The following is a 16,518-nucleotide window of genomic DNA, read 5'->3' as shown; positions in this document are numbered from 1 at the left end:
AGCAGGCTTTGGTCAAGGGGGCGAAGCATGCCACAATGGGGCATGAAACCCCTGATTCCGCTTGTCGGCGCCCTTGCCGCCCTGGCCCTGCCGGGGTGGGCGGATGTGAGCGGTCCGGGCGGGAAGAAGCCGCGCGATTGCTATTGCACCGACGGCAAGGGACGGCGGGTGGAGCTGGGGGAAACCGTCTGCCTGTTCGTGGACGGGCGCATGTTCACCGCGCAATGCCAGATGTCGCTCAACAACCCCATATGGCGCGAGATTCGCGAAGGCTGCCTGTCATCGCGCCTGCAGGGCCCTGACCCAGCCCTCGACCCGGGCGCGGTTGACGCCGAAATCCGCCCGTCCGAATCGTAGCCGGGCGTAGATCACCAGCCTTTCGCCATCGGCCCAGGCTGTGGTGTAGTCGGGAAAGCCGAATGCGCGCGAGCGGGTGATCCAGGTCATCATCCCCTCCTCGGCCGAGCCGGCCAGAAGCCGCGTGCGCGGCGTGGCCCGGGCGATCCGGTCGAGGCGGGCCAGCGCATCCGGCCCGGCCCTGACGATGCGCACCGCGCCGCCCGGCATGTCGCGATCGGCGGTGAACTCGGGCCGCACATGCCAGCGCGCCGGATCGCTGGGCGCAAGCCGGATCCAGGCCAGAAGACCGACCGTCACGGCCAGGAGGATCCACATGATCGCGATCAACCGTTTCATTCCCTTCCCGTTTTCGCCCGCCTCTCAGCGATGCTCCACACCGGGCAGGATGCAGAGCAGTTCGTAAAGGATGTTGGCCCCGGTCAGAGCCGTATTGCCCGAAGGATCGTAGGGCGGAGACACTTCGACCAGGTCGCATCCGACGATCTTGGCCCCCCGCAGCGCCCGGATCAGTTGCAGCGCCTGCGGCGTGGTCAACCCGCCGATTTCCGGCGTGCCGGTGCCCGGGGCGAAGGCGGGATCGAGGCTGTCGATGTCGAAGGTGACGTAGACGGGTCGGTCGCCCAGATGGCGGCGGATCTCGGCGCCCAGCTTCTCCAGCCCCCGGTGCCACAGCTGGTGCGCGGGGAACTGCTGGAACCCCCAGGCGGCGGCCTCGGCAAAGTCTCCGGCGCTGTAGCCGGTTCCGCGAATGCCGATCTGGTAGGTCCGGTCGGGCTGGATCAGGCCCTCCTCGTAGGCGCGGCGGAACACGGTGCCGTGGGTTTCGCGCATCCCGAACATCTCGTCGTTCACATCCGCATGGGCATCCACATGCACCAGCGCCACGGGCCCGTGCCTGCGGGCGATGGCACGCAGGATCGGCAGGGTGATCGAATGGTCGCCCCCCATCGCCAGCGGGACCGGGCCGGCGGCAAGGATCTGGTCGTAACTTTCCGCGATGATGGCCAGGCTGTCGGCCAGGGAAAAGGTGTTGATGGCCAGATCGCCGATATCGGCCACCTGCAGGCTGTCGAAGGGCGCCGCCCCCGTGGCCATGTTGTAGGGCCGGATCATGGCGCTTTCGGCGCGGATCTGCTTGGGCCCGAAGCGCGTGCCCGACCGCCACGAGGTGCCGATATCCAGCGGCACGCCGAGAATCGCCACGTCGAGCCCGTCCAGCCGGTTCACCTGCGGCAGCCGCATGAAGGTATTGGGCCCCGAGAACCGGGCCAGGTCGTTGCCGCTGATCGGTTGATGGCGTCCTGTCATTTCAGCATGTTCCATCCCAGAAGGCAGATGATTTCCACCGCCACATGCGCTCCGGCAATGGCGGTGGCGCCGGTGGTATCGAAGGGCGGCGAGACCTCGACCACATCGCCGCCGCGAATGTTGATGCCGGCAATCTCGCGCAGGATGCGCGCGGCCTGCCAGCTGGCCAGCCCGCCCCAGACCGGCGTGCCCGTACCCGGCGCGAACGCCGGGTCCAGCGCGTCGATGTCGAAGGAAAGGTATACCGGCCTGTCGCCGAGGATGGCGCGGATGCGTTCGGCCACCGCCTCGGGGCCCTCGGCATGGACGGTGGCGGCGTCGATGAGGTTGACGCCCAGCGTGTCCTCGTTGGTGGTGCGGATCCCCACCTGGACCGAGTGCGCCGGATCCACCAGCCCCGACTTCACCGCCTTGTAGAACATGGTGCCGTGATCGACCCGGCCCATGTCGTCATCGGGCCAGGTGTCGGTATGGGCATCGAACTGCAGCAGCGACATCGGCCCGAAGCGTTCGGCAAAGGCGCGCAGGACGGGAAAGCTGATGTAGTGATCGCCCCCCAGCACCACCGGCGCCACCCCGGCCTGCAGGATGGTGCGGATATGTGCGGTGACCCGGCCCGGAAAGGCGGGCACGTCGGCATAGTCGAAGGCCATGTCGCCGTGATCGACGATGGCGAGGCGGCTCAGCGGCCGGTGCGGCCAGCCATAGGGTTCATCCGGCGCCTGCAGGGCGCTGGCCTCGCGGATGGCGCGGGGGCCCAGCCGCGCGCCGGGCCGGTTGGTCACCGCCTGGTCGAAGGGGATGCCGGTCACGGCGATGTCGGCGCCGGTCAGATCCTTGGCATAGCGCCGCCGCAGGAAGCTGGTGGCTCCGGCGAAGGTGTTCTCGAAACTCGGTCCCTTCAGATCCTCGCGGGTGAAGGCGTGATCGACCTGGGTCTTCGCGTCTTCCAGTGCCATTGCGTTCCCTTTCGGTTCAGGCCGCCGGCTGGGCGCGCTCGACCAGCCGGGCGAAGAACGAGGCCCCGTATGGCGCGACTTCGTCGTTGAAGTCGTATTCCGGGTGATGCAGCCCCGCCCCCGGCCCCTGCCCCACGAACAGGTAGGCGCCGGGCCGAGCCTGCAGCATGTAGGCGAAATCCTCGGCCCCCATTTCGCGCCCGGCCTCGGCGATCACCCGGGTCTCGCCGGCGATCTCGCGCGCCACCTGCGCGGCGAAGGCCGCCCTTTCGGGGTCGTTCACGGTGGCGGGATAGCCGACCTCGTATTCCAGACGCGCCTCGACCCCGTAACTCGCGGCCTGCCCGGCAACGATCTGCTCCATCCGTTCCATCACCATCTTCTGCACCCCCGAATCGAAGCTGCGCACCGTGCCGTTCAGATAAGCGGTATCGGGGATCACGTTGTCCACCGTGCCGGCATGGATCTGCGTGACCGAGATCACCAGGTCGTTCAGCGCGTAGTGGTTGCGGCTGACGATGGTCTGGAACGCCTGCGCGATGCCCACCGCCGCCATCACCGGATCGCGGGTTTCATGCGGCATGGCGCCGTGCCCGCCCTGCCCCTGGACATGGACGTGGAACGTGTCCACCGCCGCCATGATCGGCCCCGGCGTGGTGTAGAAGGTGCCCAGATCCAGCCCCGGCACGTTGTGCAGGGCATAGACCTGCGCGATGTCGAAACGCTCCATGATCCCTTCGCGGACCATCACGCCGGCGCCGCCCCCGTTCTCCTCGGCCGGCTGGAAGATCAGCGCCACCCGCCCCGAGAAATTGCGCGTCTCGGCCAGATAGCGCGCCGCGCCCAGCAGCATGGTGGTATGGCCGTCATGGCCGCAGGCATGCATCCGCCCCTCGTGGCGCGAGCCATGCGGCCGCCCGGCGACCTCGGTGATCGGCAGCCCGTCCATGTCGGCACGCAGCCCGGTTACCGGCCCCGGCCCGCGCCCCTCGATGATCGCCACCAGGCCGGTGCGGGCGATTCCCTCGTGCAATTCGTCCACCCCGAATTCGCGCAGGCGCGCGGCCACGAAGGCGGCGGTCTCGGGACAGTCGAGTTCCAGTTCCGGGATGGTATGCAGGTGCCGGCGCCACGCGGCCATGTCGGCAGCATAGTCGGCGATGCGGTTGATGACGGGCATGGTCTGGACTTTGGCCTCCTGCTTGGCGATGGATGCATCTGACACCACAAGCGAGAGAGCCGCAATGCCCGAAAACCCGCTGATCCGCGACCCGGATGCCGGTATCGAGAGACTGCTGGAGATCATGCGCCGCCTGCGCGACCCGCAAACCGGCTGCCCGTGGGACATCGAGCAGGATTTCGCCTCGATCGCCCCCTACACGATCGAAGAGGCCTACGAGGTCGCCGACGCGATCGAGCGCGAGGCCTGGAACGAGCTGAAGGGCGAGCTGGGCGATCTTCTGTTCCAGTCGGTCTTTCACGCGCAGATGGCCGAGGAGGCGGGCCATTTCACCTTTCAGGACGTGGTGCGGGCGATGTCGGACAAGATGGTGGCGCGGCACCCGCATGTGTTCGGCGACCAATCCCGCGACAAGTCGGCCGCCCAGCAGACCCGCGACTGGGAGACAATCAAGGCCGCCGAGCGGGCGGAGAAGGCACAGAAGGGCACGCTGGACGGGGTGGCGGCAAACCTGCCGGCGCTGCTGCGCGCCTGGAAGCTGCAGAAACGCGCGGCACGGGTGGGCTTCGACTGGCCCGATGCGTCCCATGTGCTGGACAAGATCGTGGAAGAGGCAAGGGAGCTGGAGGCCGCGCGGGAGATCAAGAGCCACGACGAGATCGAGGAGGAATTCGGCGACCTGCTGTTCGTCATGGCCAACCTGGCCCGGCATCTGGGGGTGGAGCCCGAAGCCGCGCTGCGGCGCGCCAATGCCAAATTCGTCCGCCGCTTCGAGGCGGTCGAACGCAAGCTGGCCGAACGCGACCGAACTCCGCAGCAGAGCGATCTGGCGGAAATGGACGCGCTGTGGGACGAGGTGAAGGCCGAGGAAAAGGCCGGGGACGGGGACGAAAAGGCAACCGGGCGCGGCTGAGCGGGCCGCGGTTGCGACTGCGCTTCCGGGCCGACACAAGAGCCATTCCATTCTCTCAACCCTCCTGCGCTGGAACCTTTCCGTTCGGGAAATTCCGTCTGAAACATTTGAAAATAAATCGATTTTTTCGGCACTATTTTCTTGAGGCGGCGGCGTCCGCCCGTTAGGCTCGGGATGCGCGAACAATGTCGGAGGGCAGCCTCATGTCCGAGCTCACCCAGTATGCCATTCTGTTCGCACTCGCCGTCGGCATTGTCGGGCTGGTGCTCAGCCTCTACGCGCTGGCCCGGGCCATCGGGCGCAACAGGCCCGAGCCGGGCAAGGACGTCCCGGCCACCGCCGGGCAGCTGTCGCGTGATCCGGTCTGGGTGCGCTATCACGCGCGCTATTACGGCTATGCGCTGCTGTTTCTCGCCTTCGACATGGAAATGGCCTTCATGTATCCGTGGGCAGTGGTCTACCGGCAGGAGGGGCTGGTGGCGCTGCTCGACATGGGCGTGTTCCTGGCGATCCTGTTTCTCGGGCTGCTCTACGGCTGGAGCCAGGGCGCGTTGCGGCGGCAATGACGATGGAGGGCGCGCGCGAATTCACCCCCCTGCCGGTTTTCGGCGCCCTGCGCCGGCTGGTTTCCGGGGCGCTTGCCCGCGACCTGAGGGCGCTGGTGGTGCCGGGCCCGGATGTGGCGCGCGCGCTGGGTCTGGACCTGGAAGCGGCCGGGCTGATCCCGGCCGAGGGGCCGCGCCAGGCCAGCGTTCTGGTTGTCATCGGCCCCCTGCCGCGGAAGCTGCGGGATGCGGCCAGCGTCGCCTATGCCCAGATGCCCCGCCCGCGCGCCGTTCTGGCACTGGGCGAAAACAAGCTGTCCCCGCTTCCCGCCCCCGACATTTCCGGCGAACTGTCGCAGGCGGGGCTTGAGACGGCCGTGCGCCAGCTGCGCGCGCTGTTCGCGCAGGCCTCCTTCGCCGAAAGAGTGAGCGATTACGACGCCCCGACCGTGCAGAGCCGGATCGTCTACACCTGCCCCATGCACCCAGAGGTCATCAGCGATGAACCAGGAAACTGCCCCAAATGCGGCATGTTCCTCGTCCCGCGCGAGACCTCCGCCGCGTCACAACCACTCGCGCATGAACATGGCACGTCCAGCATGGCCGCCGCAGCCACCGCGCCGGACGCGCACGGCGCAGTCCCCGATCATGCGCATGGCGGCAAAGCACGAGAAAGCGCACAGGACCAGCCTGGCCCCTACACCTGCCCGATGCACCCGGAGGTCACCAGCGACGAGCCCGGGAACTGCCCAAAATGCGGCATGACACTCGTCCCCGCGGGAAAGGACGAAGCCCACCCGGGGCATGGCCACGATCACGCCGCCCATCACCACCACGACACGCAGGACCGGCCGGGCCCCTACACCTGCCCGATGCACCCGGAGGTTACCAGCGACGAGCCCGGGAACTGCCCCGAATGCGGCATGACACTCGTCCCCGCGGGAAAGGACGAAGCCCACCCGGGGCATGGCCACGATCACGCCGCCCATCACCACCACGACACGCAGGACCGGCCGGGCCCCTACACCTGCCCGATGCACCCGGAGGTTACCAGCGACGAGCCCGGGAACTGCCCCGAATGCGGCATGACACTCGTCCCCGCGGGAAAGGACGAAGCCCACCCGGGGCATGGCCACGATCACGCCGGCCATCACCACCACGACACGCAGGACCGGCCGGGCCCCTACACCTGCCCCATGCACCCGGAGGTCACCAGCGACGAGCCCGGGAACTGCCCCGAATGCGGCATGACACTCGTCCCCGTCGAGAAGAGCTCCTCCGGTGGGCCGGGCAACCATGCGGCGCAGGGCGGGCATGACCATGCCGCGATGCCGGAGGGCGAGGAAACCGGCTGGATGGACCGGGTCGAGCCGGGTTTCATGTCCATGGTCGAGATGACCCGGGGCGCACCGCGCAGCAGCGACGGGCTGCAGATGGAATGGATCACTGTCCCCTTCGGCCCGTTCTTTCCGGGGCTGCCGGGGGGACTGGTGGTCGAATTCCTGCTGGATGGCGACACGGTGGTCGAGGCCCGCACCACCAGCCTGACCGGCCGGGGCGATCTTCTGGCCGAGGGGCCGATGCCCGCGGCCGGTTTCGTGGACATGCTGGGCACGCAAATGCCGCTGGCGCCGGTTGCCTGGCGCCTGCTGGCCTGTCGCGCGATCGAATCCGCGGCCGGCGCCCGCCCCGGGGCCGAAACCGAAGCCGCGCGCGATGCGGCCCTTGCCCGCGAAAGGGCGGCCAGCCATCTGCTGTGGCTGGCGCAGCTGGGCCGGCAGCTGGGCCTGCCACGGATCGAGTCCCGGGCGGCGGCGCTGCACCGGACCCTGCGTAGGGCCGAACCGCAAGACCTGCGCGCTCAGCAGCCGGCGATCCACCGGCTTTCGCGGCAACTGGGCACGGCCCGCCTGTTGATCCGGCGCCTGCGCGCGGTGGGCGATCTGCCCGACCCCGCCGCATGGACCGGCCCGACCGGCCCCGACCACAGCGCCGCCGGACGGATGGCGGCGCGGCTCGCGGCCATGGAGCAGGCGCTGGAGGCGGCTGCCTCCGCCCCCGCCCTTGCCATTCCCGCTCTGCAGCAGGACATCGGCCCCGCCTCGGGCCATGGCCACGCCATGGTCGAGACGGCGCGGGGCATGGCCCATCTGCACGTGACGCTGAAGGCCGGCCGGGTGACCGAGGCCCGGCTGCAGACGCCCTCGACCGCCCATGCCGCCCTTGTCGGCCCGCTCACCGCCCAGCGCGAACTGGCCGATGCGCTTGTGGCCATCGCCTCGCTTGACCTCGACCCGTGGGAGATCGGCGCATGACCGGCCTCGTTCTCGCGGTTGCGCTGGGCCTTGGAGCCTACGGGGTGGCGGTGCTGGAGCACTGGGCCTCCACGGGGCGCTTTCGCGTGGCCGGCCCGGCGATCTCGGCGCTGGCCCTGCTGGGGCGGGAAAGCATCCTGCCGCGCAAGCCCGACCGGCTGTTCTTCGAAACTGCGCCGGTGCTGCTGCTGGTGGCGGCGGTGCTGTCGCTGGCGGTGATTCCGCTGGCGCCGGGGCTGATCGGAGCCGACCTGGCCACCGGGGCGCTGGCCTTCAACGCGGCCTTGGCCTATGTGCTGGTGGCGCTGATCATGGCCGGGTGGGGGCCGGACGGGGCCTATGGCATGATCGGGGGGTGGCGGTTCCTGGGCCAGCTTGTCGCCTATGCGATGCTGGTGGTGATGCCGATCACCGCCGTGGCCATGCGCGCCGAATCGCTGTCCACGGTTCAGATCGTCACCTCGCAGGAAAGCCTGTGGAACATCGCCTACCAGCCGCTGGGCTTTGCCCTGTTCGCCCTTGCGGGCATGGCCATGGCCTTTGCGCCGCCCTTCGACCTGCCAACCGCCGCGGGCGATCTCGCCGGCGGGGTCGAGGCCGAATACACCGGCGTACGGCGGCTGGTGTTCCGGCTGGGGCGCATGGTGCTGATCCTGTCGGTGGCCTCGGCGATGACGGTCTTCTATCTGGGCGGCTGGCTGGGCCCGTGGCTGCCCGGCTGGGCGTGGAGCGCGACCAAGATCCTGGCCGTGGCAGCGGCCATGCTGCTGGGCGGGCGGATGCTGCCGCGGGTGCGCGAGGCGGCGCTGCTCGAATGGTCGTGGAAGCTGGGCATTCCGCTGGCGCTGGCTAATATCTTCATCGTCGGGCTGATCGTGCTGGTGGTGCCGATATGAGCGCGCAGCTGTTCTTCCTTGCCGCCTTCGGGCTGGCCGCCGTCTGGTTCGGGATCGTGGTGTTCCGCACCCATTCCATGGTGCGCTCGGCGCTGGCGCTGCTGTTCTCGCAGACCGCCATCGGCGCCATGTTCCTGGTCATGCAGGCCGAGTTCCTGGGCATCCTCCAGATCATGATGATGGCCACCGAAATGAGCATCATGGCGATCTTCATGGTGATGTTCATGATGGATCCGGGGGGCCTGGGCGAAATGGACATGAAGCACCAGCGCAAATTGTCGCTGGGTGCGGGGGCGGTGGCATTTGCAGGCGCCGTTGCGGTCGCCTTCCTGGCCGAGTGGGGCCGCCTGCCCGCCTCCATCCCCGACGCGGCCGAGCAGGTCCGCCTGCTGGGGCTGGAACTGCTGGGGCGGTCGATGCTGATCTTCGAAAGCGCGGGCCTGACCATCCTGACCGCCATGATCGCGGCCACGGCGGTGGCGGTGCAGCCCCCGCAGGCCCCGGACACGCCCGCGGGCGGGCCGGGCACGGCGGGGGCGCAGCCCCATGGCGGTCATGGCGGTCACGGTGCCGGCGGGCACGACCATTCGCAGCATGGCGACCATGCCGGGCAGGATCACGCGGGACACGACCATTCGGGACACGATCATTCTGGACACGATCACGGGGGGCATGACCATGGAGGGCATGACCACGCCAGACACGATCATGCGGGGCACGGGCAGGGAAAGCACCGGGCGCATTCCGGTCACGAAGACCACGGTGGGCACGACCGCGATCACGGAAAGGATCACGGGCACGGGGCGGAGCAGGATCGCGCGGCGCCGGCAAGCGCCCAGCGCGGACATCTCCGCAAGAGGCACGAGGAGAACGGGACATGAGCGCTGAACTTCTGACCGTGGTGATGATCGGGGCTGCCCTGTTCGGCACCGGCATCTATGGCGCGCTGAGCCAGACCAACCTGGTGATGATCATGATGGGGATCGAGCTGATCCTCGCCGCCGCCCTGCTCAACCTGGTCGCCTTCTGGCGCTACCTGCATCCCGGCGCCATGGAGGGGCAGATGTTCGTGCTGATCGTGATGACGGTGATGGCGGTGGAAATGGCCGTGGGCTTTGCCGTCGCCATCGCCCGCTTCCGCGCCCGCGGTTCGGTCGAGATGGAAGAAGCGCGGGAGCTGAAGGGATGAGCGCGCTGCTGCCGACGATCCTCGTCCCCATCCTTGCCCCTGTCGCCGCCGCGGCCGTGATCGCGCTGGGCCGCCGCCTGCCCGGCCCGATCGCCCTGGCCGGGGCGGTGCTGGCCCTGCTGGCCAGCAGCATGCTTCTGGCCTGGGCGTTTTCGGGCAGGGTTTCGCTGCTGGTCCTGCCGGGCCTGCCGGAAATGCCGCTGCAGCTCGAGGCCGGCCCGCTGAGCGCGGTGCTGTCGGCGCTGGTGGCGGTGGTCGCCACCTTCGTGCTGGTCTTCGCCGCGGGTTACATGCGCGCCGATCCCCAGCGCAACCGCTTCTTCGCCACCATGCTGATCTTCGTGGCAGCCATGCAGGCGCTGGTGCTGGCGGCGGACTGGATCACGCTGCTGGCCGCGTGGGAGATCATCGGAGCGACCAGCTATCTGCTGATCGGGTTCTGGTATCGCAAACCGGGCGTGGCGGGTGCGGCCACGCGGGCGTTTCTTTATACCCGCAGCGCCGATCTGGGCCTTTACCTGGGGGTCTTCCTGCTGATCGGCGCCGCCGGCAGCAGCGAGATTTCCGCCACGCTGGCGATTTCGGGGCCCGTTGCCGCGCTGAGCGGGCTGCTGCTGCTGGTGGCGGCCATGGGCAAGTCGGCACAGCTGCCGATGCAGGACTGGCTGATGCGCGCCATGGCCGGTCCCACCCCGGTTTCGGCGCTGCTGCATTCGGCGACGCTGGTGGCGGCCGGTGCCATCCTGCTGATCCGGATCTCGCCGATGCTGCCCGGCCAGACGCTGGTGGTCATCGGGCTTGTGGGCGGCGCGACAACGGTGGTGACCGGGATGATCGCGCTGGGCGAGCGGGATCTCAAGCGTCTGCTGGCTGCCTCCACCTCGTCGCAATACGGGCTGATGCTGCTGGCGGTGGGGGCGGGTGCGCCGGTGGTGGCGCTGCTGCACCTGATCGCCCATGCGGCGATCAAGAGCGGCCTTTTCCTGGGCGCCGGAGTGTTCCAGCACCAGCGCGGCAGCACCCGGCTGGAGGATCTGGCCGGGGTCGGGCGCGCGCATCCGCGCATCTTTGCCGGATTCGCGCTGGCGGCGCTGTCGCTGACCGGCATCCCGCCGCTGGCCGGGTTCTTTTCCAAGGATGCGATCATCGCCGCGACCCTGAGCGCCCCCGGCGCAGCCTGGCTGCTGCCTCTGGGGCTGGCGGGCACGGTTCTGACCGGGGCCTACATGGCGCGCGCGATGACGTGGCTGTGGCGCGGCCCGCACACGCCTGCGGCGCGCGGCAATCCCGACCTGGCCTGGATGGGCGTCGGCATGGGCGCGCTTGTGGCGCTGGCGGCGGGGCTGGGGGCCGGCTTCCCGGCGGTTGAGGAGTTGCTGGGCGCGCGCATTGCGACCTCGGCCATGGCCATGGCGCTGGGGCTTGGCGCGGCGCTGGCCGGGCTGGCCCTGGGCTGGAAGGTGGACGGGGCGCGGCTGCTGGGGCCGCTTGCCGGCTGGGCGGGGCGCGGATTCGCCATCGGCGGAGGGATGGATGCGCTGGTCGCCCGCCCCGCGCTGGTGCTCGCCCGGGCCTGCGACGGGTTCGAGACCCGCCTCTTCGGTACCGTCCTGGCGGTGGGGCGCGCCACCGCCACCATTGCCCGGGGCACCCGGGTCAGCGACGAAAGAGGCATCGACGGCGCAATCTTCGGCCTGGTGCGGGGCACCATCGCCACCGGAGCCCGCGCCCGGCGCCTGCAAAGCGGGCTGATCCACCGCGAACTTGCACTGACCGTCATCGCCACCGGCCTGATCGCGGCGGCGCTGTTCGCCGCGCCGCTGCTGCTGTAAGGAAACCGTCCCATGATCCCCATCCTTTCCCTGTCCGTCTTCCTGCCTCTGATCGGCGCGCTGATCCTGCTGGCGATGCCGCGGGCCTCGGCCACGCAGGCACATGCGGTGGGGATCGCCGCCTCGGGCGCGACGCTGATCCTGACGCTGGTCATGTGGTCGCGCGGCGTGGTGGCGGGGGAATTCGTCCAGGTCGAGGAAATCGCCTGGATCGAGGCCATCGGCGCGGCCTACAGGGTTGGCGTGGACGGGCTGAGCCTGCCTCTGATCGGGCTGACGGCGCTGCTGTTCCTGCTGTCCTTCATCCACCAGGCGCGGTCGCAGGACCGTGCGCGCAGCTTCGTCATCCTGATGCTGATGCTCGAGACCGCCTCGATCGGCACCTTCGCGGCGCTGGATGCGCTGCTGTTCTACGTGTTCTTCGAAGTGTCCCTGGTATCGATGTATTTCATGATCGCCGGCTGGGGCGAGGAAGGCCGCCAGCGCGCGGCACTGATGTTCTTTCTCTATACGCTTCTGGGCAGCCTGCCGCTGCTGCTGGCGATCCTGGGCATGTTCCTGGCCTCGGATCCGTGGAGCTTCGACATGCGCCTGTGGATCGACAACGCCCCCCTGGGCGGGGCGGCGGCCATGGTCGCGCTGGTGGCGATGCTGTTCACCTTCGCGGTCAAGATCCCGGCCTTTCCGGTCCATACCTGGTTGCCGGCCGCGCATGTGCAGGCGCCCACGGTGGGCAGCGTGATCCTGGCCGGGGTGATGCTGAAATTCGGCACCTACGGGCTGGTGCGATTCGCCCTGCAAATGCTGCCCGATGCCTTCGCCGCCGCAGGCAACGTGGTGCTGATCTTCGGCGTCGCGGGCGCGCTCTACGGCGCGCTGGTGGCGCTGGCGCAAAGCGACCTGAAGCGGCTGATCGCCTACACCTCGGTCAACCACATGGGCTATGTGGTGATCGGTGTGGCGGTGGCGGCGCTGGCCACCGATCCGGCCATGCGCGCGGTGGCGCTGGACGGGGCCATATTGCAGATGATCAGCCACGGGCTGGTGACCGGGGCGCTGTTCTTCCTGGTGGGGATGCTCAAGGAGCGCACCCACACCCGCGAGATGGCCCGCATGGGCGGGCTGCTCAAGCTGGTGCCGGTGCTGGGCTGGAGCTTCATCCTGTTCGCCTTCGCCTCGCTCGGCCTGCCGGGGCTGGCGCATTTCCCGGCCGAGTTCCAGATCTTCCTGGCCACCCTGAACGTGGCGCCGGTGGCGGTCATCTCGATCCTTGCCATCGTGGTGACCGCGGGGCTGTATCTGCGGGCCATCGGGCTGGTGTTTCTGGGCGAACCCGACGCGAGGTGGCAGGCCCTGCCCGATCTGGACCGGCGCGACCTGGTGGTGCTGGTGCCGCTGGTGGTGCTGACGCTGGCCATCGGCATCGCCCCCGGATGGGTGCTGTCGGTCATTCACGTCACCACCAGCGCGGCGGGGTTCTGAATGTCGCGCGATCTGTCCTTCCTGCTGCCCGAACTGGTGCTGATGGTCACCGCGGCGCTGATGCTGACGGGGGAAATGATCCGCCGGCCGCGGCTGGTGCTGGGGATCGGGCTGGTCGGGCTGGCGCTGGCCACCGGGCTGGCCTGGCCGTTGCTGAAGGCCGACACCACCGTCTTCGGAGGCACCTACCGGATCGGCCCGCTGGCCGTGTGGTCGAAGCTGATCCTGCTGCCGGCCACGGCGCTGTCGCTGCTGCTGGCGCGGGCCGAGCTGGCCGGGAAATTCCGCGAGGGCAGCGTCTACAGCCTGATGGTTCTGGTCAGCATCGGGGCGCTGATGCTTGCCGGGTCGGGCGACGTGATGCTGCTGGTGCTGGGGGTGGTGCTGACCGGTCTTGGCTCGTTCGCGCTGGTGGCCTGGCCGGCGGACGACCCGGCCACCGAGGCGGCGATGAAATTCCTGGTCTTCGGGTCGGTGGCAGGCGCGGTGATGGTCTACGGGCTGACCTTCTGGTTCGCCGGGGCCGGATCGACACTGCTTTCGGCGCTGGAGGGCATCGACCGCGCCCCGGTCCTGGCGGCGGCCGGGCTGGTGGGGCTGCTGGTGGGGCTGGGATACAAGGCGGCGCTGGTACCGTTCCATTTCTGGGCGCCGGACGCCTATGAAGGGGCGCCGGTTTCGGTGGCGGCTTTCCTGTCCGTGGTCACCAAGGTGGCGGCGATCTTCGCGCTGGCGCAGGCTCTGCGCGCGCTGCCGGTGCAGACCGGCTGGCAATGGGCCGTGGCGGTGATCGCCGCCATCTCCATGACCTACGGCTATCTTGCCGCGCTGGTGCAGAGCAACCTCGTGCGGCTGCTGGCATGGTCCTCGGTGGCGCAGTCGGGCTATTTCCTGCTGGGGCTGGTGGCGGTGGGGGGCGGCGCGCTGGCGCGGGAGTCGCTGATCGTCTTTGCCGCGGCCTATGCGGCCATGAACATCGGCGCCTTTGCCATCGTTCTGATCGGCGGGCGCGACATGGAGGCCATTGGCGGCCTCGGCCGCCGCGCCCCGGCGCGGGCGGCGGCGATGTCGGTCTTTCTCCTGTCGCTGACCGGCATTCCGCCGCTGTTCGGCTTTTTCGGCAAAGCGCTGCTGTTCGGCGCCGCGCTGGATGCCGGTTTCCTTTGGCTGGTGGTGGTGGCGATCCTGAACTCGGTTCTGGCACTTGGCGTCTATCTGCGCATCGTGGTGGCGCTTTATGCCCCCGCAGAGGCGGTGCAGCCGGCCCCGCAGGCCGGAGCCGCCGTCACCGCAGTGTGGACCGTCACGCTGGTCATCACCCTGGTCATGGGGGTGCTCACGCGCCTGCTCACCGGCTGAGGCGGGCCGGCCCGGCCGGGCGCGGCCACACCTGGCGGCGCGGCGCTACATGGTCAGGTTCACCCCGCCGCCATCCACGAGGATGTTCTGCCCGACGATATAGCCCGCGTGCTGCGAACACAGGAAGGCGCAGACCGCCCCGAATTCCTGCCGCGTGCCATAGCGCCCGGCGGGGATGGTCGCGGCACGCCGCGCGCGCGCCTCCTCCAGCGTGATCCCCTCGGCGCGGGCCACCGACAGGTCCAGCGCATCGGCGCGGTCGGTGGCGTGGATGCCCGGCAGGAGGTTGTTGATGGTCACGCCGCTTGCGGCCACCTGGCGGGCAGTGCCGGCAACATACCCGGTCAGCCCGGCGCGCGCGGCATTGGACAGGCCCAGAACCGGGATCGGCGCCCGCACCGCCTGCGAGGTGATGTTCACCACCCGCCCCCAGCCGCGCGCCATCATCGCCGGCACCAGCCCCTTGATCAGCGCGATCGGCGTCAGCATGTTGGCGTCCAGCGCCCTGATGAAATCCTCGCGCTCCCAGTCGGTCCACATCCCCGGCGGCGGCCCGCCGGCATTGTTCACGAGAATCTCGGCCCCTTCCGCCGCCTCGAGCACCTCCTGCTGCCCCTGCGCCGTGGTGACATCCACCGCCACGGTGCGCACCTCGACCCCGTGGGCGCGACGGATGGCTTCGGCCGCGGCCTCAAGCGCCTCGGCCCCGCGCGCGTTCATCACCAGGTTCACCCCTTCGGCCGCCAGCGCCTCGGCACAGCCCAGGCCGAGCCCGCGGCTGGATGCACAGACCAGTGCCAGCTTGCCCGAAATCCCCATGTCCATGTCCGATCCTCCGTCCTTTCCTTTCCCGGTCACGCTCATTAACATCGCAACCGGTCGAATTGCCAGCAATTGACCCGTCGCCAGCCAAAGATTGGTCATAATCGGAGAATAATTTCGGGCCAGGGCAGGTCATGTCCGCGGCAGGACAGGCAGGATCAGGATGACGAGAAACCCGATGCCGAATACGCTCCAGCAAAGCATTCCCGTCTATCCGGGCGATGCGCTTTTCGTCTCCGACGGCGCCAATCTGGGCGACGGGATGACCAGCATGGATGATCTCGTGCTCGACGACATCTACCAGCTGCGCGAAGGGGCGCGACCGCTGCGGCTTGCCCTCGCCAGCACCGAAGAGGGCAGCTTTTTCGTCGGCGAGGACAGCGAGGCCGGAACCCCCGGCGCCATGCTCCACCTGGATTGCGTGGTCACCCTGATGTCGCAGGACGGCCGCAATGTCGAAGCCATCATCTTCGTCGAGGTGGACGAGGTCTGGCTGATCTCGGCCGTGTTCGTCATGCCGCTGGCGCCGCTTGCCCCCAAGATCGACTATGCCCTCGTCGGCCTCGACCGCGAAAGCGCGCGGCGGCGCCTGGCCCAGACCGCCTGCGTGTCCTTCACACGCGGCACCCGCATCACCATGGCCACCGGCGAACAGAAACCGGTGGAGCTGATCCGCCCCGGCGACCGCGTCCTGACCCGCGACGACGGCCCGCAGGAGGTACGCTGGATCGGCAGTTCCACCCTGCGCGCCGAGGGCGCCCTTGCCCCGATCGTGATCGCCCCCGGCGTCCTCAACAATGAAAACGAGCTGGTGGTCAGCCCCGAACACCGCCTGTTCGTCTATCAGCGCGACGACCGGCTGGGGGTGGGGCAGTCCGAGATTCTGGTCAAGGCCCGCCACCTGGTCAATGGCGACAGCGTGCGGGTGCGCGAAGGCGGATTCCTGGAATATTTCCAGATCCTCTTCGACCGCCACCACATCATCTATGCCGAGGGCATCGCCGCCGAATCGACGCTGCTGGACCTGCGCACCCGCCCGATGCTGCCGCCCGAGCTTCTGGAGCGGCTGGGCGATCTGCTGCCAGGACATGAGCGCTCGCAGCACGGGCTGGAGGTGCAGAAGGCTCTTCTCGAACGCCCCGACGCCATCGAGCTGCTGCGGCGGGCCTCCTCGGGCTGTTCTGCGGGGGGCTGATCCGCGCGCCGGGTTCTGCCGATATCCCGGAAACGATCCCGCAAATGCGGCCGCGCCCGCCGTTGGGGGAAACGGGCGCGGCCATGCCGGGAAGCGAGGGGGCCCCGGCGCGGGACAGCGGCATCGGGTGCCGCTCTCCCTGTCTCGTGGTCGCGGCGGCCCG

The 16,518-nt window shown here is 69.1% G+C and carries 16 protein-coding genes; 11 read left to right on the top strand and 5 right to left on the bottom strand.

The genetic code is table 11. The annotated features are described in order from the left end of the window. The first annotated feature begins 42 nt into the window (after positions 1-42). Complete coding sequence (locus ACZ5CM_RS06325; protein ID WP_464641923.1) at positions 43-357, top strand: hypothetical protein; 315 nt, start codon at positions 43-45, stop codon at positions 355-357. Here the strand turns inward: ACZ5CM_RS06325 and ACZ5CM_RS06320 are convergent. From ACZ5CM_RS06320 to ACZ5CM_RS06305, 4 genes are read right to left on the bottom strand one after another with little or no spacing between them, the layout of a single operon-like run. Next, complete coding sequence (locus ACZ5CM_RS06320) at positions 280-696, bottom strand: DUF1499 domain-containing protein (RefSeq protein WP_464641922.1); 417 nt, start codon at positions 694-696, stop codon at positions 280-282. The two genes, ACZ5CM_RS06325 and ACZ5CM_RS06320, sit on opposite strands and share 78 nt — an antisense overlap. Before the next feature lie 24 nt (positions 697-720). Then, the gene (gene speB, locus ACZ5CM_RS06315; RefSeq protein WP_464641921.1) at positions 721-1,668 is read right to left on the bottom strand and encodes an agmatinase; all 948 of its coding nucleotides are present in this window, start codon (positions 1,666-1,668) and stop codon (positions 721-723) included. Then, positions 1,665-2,627: an agmatinase gene (speB, locus tag ACZ5CM_RS06310; RefSeq protein WP_464641920.1), complete on the bottom strand. Its 963-nt coding sequence runs from the start codon at positions 2,625-2,627 to the stop codon at positions 1,665-1,667. Before speB (ACZ5CM_RS06310) ends, speB (ACZ5CM_RS06315) begins: the two co-directional genes overlap by 4 nt. A 16-nt stretch (positions 2,628-2,643) precedes the next feature. Next, on the bottom strand, positions 2,644-3,807 hold the full coding sequence (locus ACZ5CM_RS06305) for a M20 aminoacylase family protein (RefSeq protein ID WP_464642520.1): 1,164 nt from the start codon (positions 3,805-3,807) through the stop codon (positions 2,644-2,646). Between the two features lie 64 nt (positions 3,808-3,871). Between ACZ5CM_RS06305 and mazG the strand changes: the two genes are divergently transcribed. The 9 genes from mazG (at position 3,872) to ACZ5CM_RS06260 (ending at position 14,338) form a co-directional block, all read left to right on the top strand. After that, entirely contained in the window at positions 3,872-4,720 is an 849-nt protein-coding gene (mazG, locus tag ACZ5CM_RS06300) for a nucleoside triphosphate pyrophosphohydrolase (protein WP_464641918.1), read from the top strand. A 203-nt stretch (positions 4,721-4,923) separates the two neighbouring features. Beyond that, a complete protein-coding gene (locus ACZ5CM_RS06295) occupies positions 4,924-5,286 on the top strand; it encodes an NADH-quinone oxidoreductase subunit A (RefSeq protein ID WP_464641916.1) in 363 nt (120 codons plus the stop codon). After that, complete coding sequence (locus tag ACZ5CM_RS06290; RefSeq protein WP_464641914.1) at positions 5,283-7,580, top strand: heavy metal-binding domain-containing protein; 2,298 nt, start codon at positions 5,283-5,285, stop codon at positions 7,578-7,580. The genes ACZ5CM_RS06295 and ACZ5CM_RS06290 overlap by 4 nt, the downstream gene beginning before the upstream one ends. Continuing rightward, a complete protein-coding gene (locus ACZ5CM_RS06285; protein ID WP_464641913.1) occupies positions 7,577-8,476 on the top strand; it encodes an NADH-quinone oxidoreductase subunit H in 900 nt (299 codons plus the stop codon). Before ACZ5CM_RS06290 ends, ACZ5CM_RS06285 begins: the two co-directional genes overlap by 4 nt. Next, positions 8,473-9,357 carry an NADH-quinone oxidoreductase subunit J family protein gene (locus ACZ5CM_RS06280; protein WP_464641912.1) on the top strand — a complete coding sequence of 295 codons (885 nt, stop codon included), beginning with the start codon at positions 8,473-8,475 and terminating at the stop codon, positions 9,355-9,357. The genes ACZ5CM_RS06285 and ACZ5CM_RS06280 overlap by 4 nt, the downstream gene beginning before the upstream one ends. Beyond that, entirely contained in the window at positions 9,354-9,665 is a 312-nt protein-coding gene (nuoK, locus tag ACZ5CM_RS06275) for an NADH-quinone oxidoreductase subunit NuoK (protein ID WP_464641910.1), read from the top strand. The genes ACZ5CM_RS06280 and nuoK overlap by 4 nt, the downstream gene beginning before the upstream one ends. Continuing rightward, a complete protein-coding gene (locus ACZ5CM_RS06270; RefSeq protein WP_464641909.1) occupies positions 9,662-11,497 on the top strand; it encodes an NADH-quinone oxidoreductase subunit 5 family protein in 1,836 nt (611 codons plus the stop codon). The genes nuoK and ACZ5CM_RS06270 overlap by 4 nt, the downstream gene beginning before the upstream one ends. Before the next feature lie 12 nt (positions 11,498-11,509). Beyond that, on the top strand, positions 11,510-12,979 hold the full coding sequence (locus tag ACZ5CM_RS06265; protein WP_464641908.1) for a complex I subunit 4 family protein: 1,470 nt from the start codon (positions 11,510-11,512) through the stop codon (positions 12,977-12,979). After that, the gene (locus ACZ5CM_RS06260; protein ID WP_464641906.1) at positions 12,980-14,338 is read left to right on the top strand and encodes an NADH-quinone oxidoreductase subunit N; all 1,359 of its coding nucleotides are present in this window, start codon (positions 12,980-12,982) and stop codon (positions 14,336-14,338) included. A gap of 45 nt (positions 14,339-14,383) precedes the next feature. On the opposite strand, the gene ACZ5CM_RS06255 is transcribed toward ACZ5CM_RS06260, so the two are convergent. Further along, on the bottom strand, positions 14,384-15,163 hold the full coding sequence (locus ACZ5CM_RS06255; protein WP_464642518.1) for an SDR family oxidoreductase: 780 nt from the start codon (positions 15,161-15,163) through the stop codon (positions 14,384-14,386). A gap of 175 nt (positions 15,164-15,338) precedes the next feature. On the opposite strand from ACZ5CM_RS06255, the gene ACZ5CM_RS06250 reads away from it, so the two are divergent. Next, positions 15,339-16,355 (top strand): Hint domain-containing protein, encoded by a 1,017-nt coding sequence (locus tag ACZ5CM_RS06250; protein ID WP_464641904.1) that lies wholly within the window; start codon positions 15,339-15,341, stop codon positions 16,353-16,355. The last annotated feature ends 163 nt before the right edge of the window (positions 16,356-16,518 follow it).

Source organism: Piezobacter thermophilus (assembly GCF_055386745.1).
Note: the sequence above shows the minus strand (reverse complement) of the source record. Positions and strands in the feature narration are given on the sequence as shown.

Bases quoted from the DNA above. Each gene is read 5' to 3' on its own strand.
- ACZ5CM_RS06325 (WP_464641923.1), top strand. From the start codon at position 43: ATGAAACCCCTGATTCCGCTTGTCGGCGCCCTTGCCGCCCTGGCCCTG.
- ACZ5CM_RS06320 (WP_464641922.1), bottom strand. From the start codon at position 696: ATGAAACGGTTGATCGCGATCATGTGGATCCTCCTGGCCGTGACGGTC.
- speB (WP_464641921.1), bottom strand. From the start codon at position 1,668: ATGACAGGACGCCATCAACCGATCAGCGGCAACGACCTGGCCCGGTTC.
- speB (WP_464641920.1), bottom strand. From the start codon at position 2,627: ATGGCACTGGAAGACGCGAAGACCCAGGTCGATCACGCCTTCACCCGC.
- ACZ5CM_RS06305 (WP_464642520.1), bottom strand. From the start codon at position 3,807: ATGCCCGTCATCAACCGCATCGCCGACTATGCTGCCGACATGGCCGCG.
- mazG (WP_464641918.1), top strand. From the start codon at position 3,872: ATGCCCGAAAACCCGCTGATCCGCGACCCGGATGCCGGTATCGAGAGA.
- ACZ5CM_RS06295 (WP_464641916.1), top strand. From the start codon at position 4,924: ATGTCCGAGCTCACCCAGTATGCCATTCTGTTCGCACTCGCCGTCGGC.
- ACZ5CM_RS06290 (WP_464641914.1), top strand. From the start codon at position 5,283: ATGACGATGGAGGGCGCGCGCGAATTCACCCCCCTGCCGGTTTTCGGC.
- ACZ5CM_RS06285 (WP_464641913.1), top strand. From the start codon at position 7,577: ATGACCGGCCTCGTTCTCGCGGTTGCGCTGGGCCTTGGAGCCTACGGG.
- ACZ5CM_RS06280 (WP_464641912.1), top strand. From the start codon at position 8,473: ATGAGCGCGCAGCTGTTCTTCCTTGCCGCCTTCGGGCTGGCCGCCGTC.
- nuoK (WP_464641910.1), top strand. From the start codon at position 9,354: ATGAGCGCTGAACTTCTGACCGTGGTGATGATCGGGGCTGCCCTGTTC.
- ACZ5CM_RS06270 (WP_464641909.1), top strand. From the start codon at position 9,662: ATGAGCGCGCTGCTGCCGACGATCCTCGTCCCCATCCTTGCCCCTGTC.
- ACZ5CM_RS06265 (WP_464641908.1), top strand. From the start codon at position 11,510: ATGATCCCCATCCTTTCCCTGTCCGTCTTCCTGCCTCTGATCGGCGCG.
- ACZ5CM_RS06260 (WP_464641906.1), top strand. From the start codon at position 12,980: ATGTCGCGCGATCTGTCCTTCCTGCTGCCCGAACTGGTGCTGATGGTC.
- ACZ5CM_RS06255 (WP_464642518.1), bottom strand. From the start codon at position 15,163: ATGGACATGGGGATTTCGGGCAAGCTGGCACTGGTCTGTGCATCCAGC.
- ACZ5CM_RS06250 (WP_464641904.1), top strand. From the start codon at position 15,339: ATGCCGAATACGCTCCAGCAAAGCATTCCCGTCTATCCGGGCGATGCG.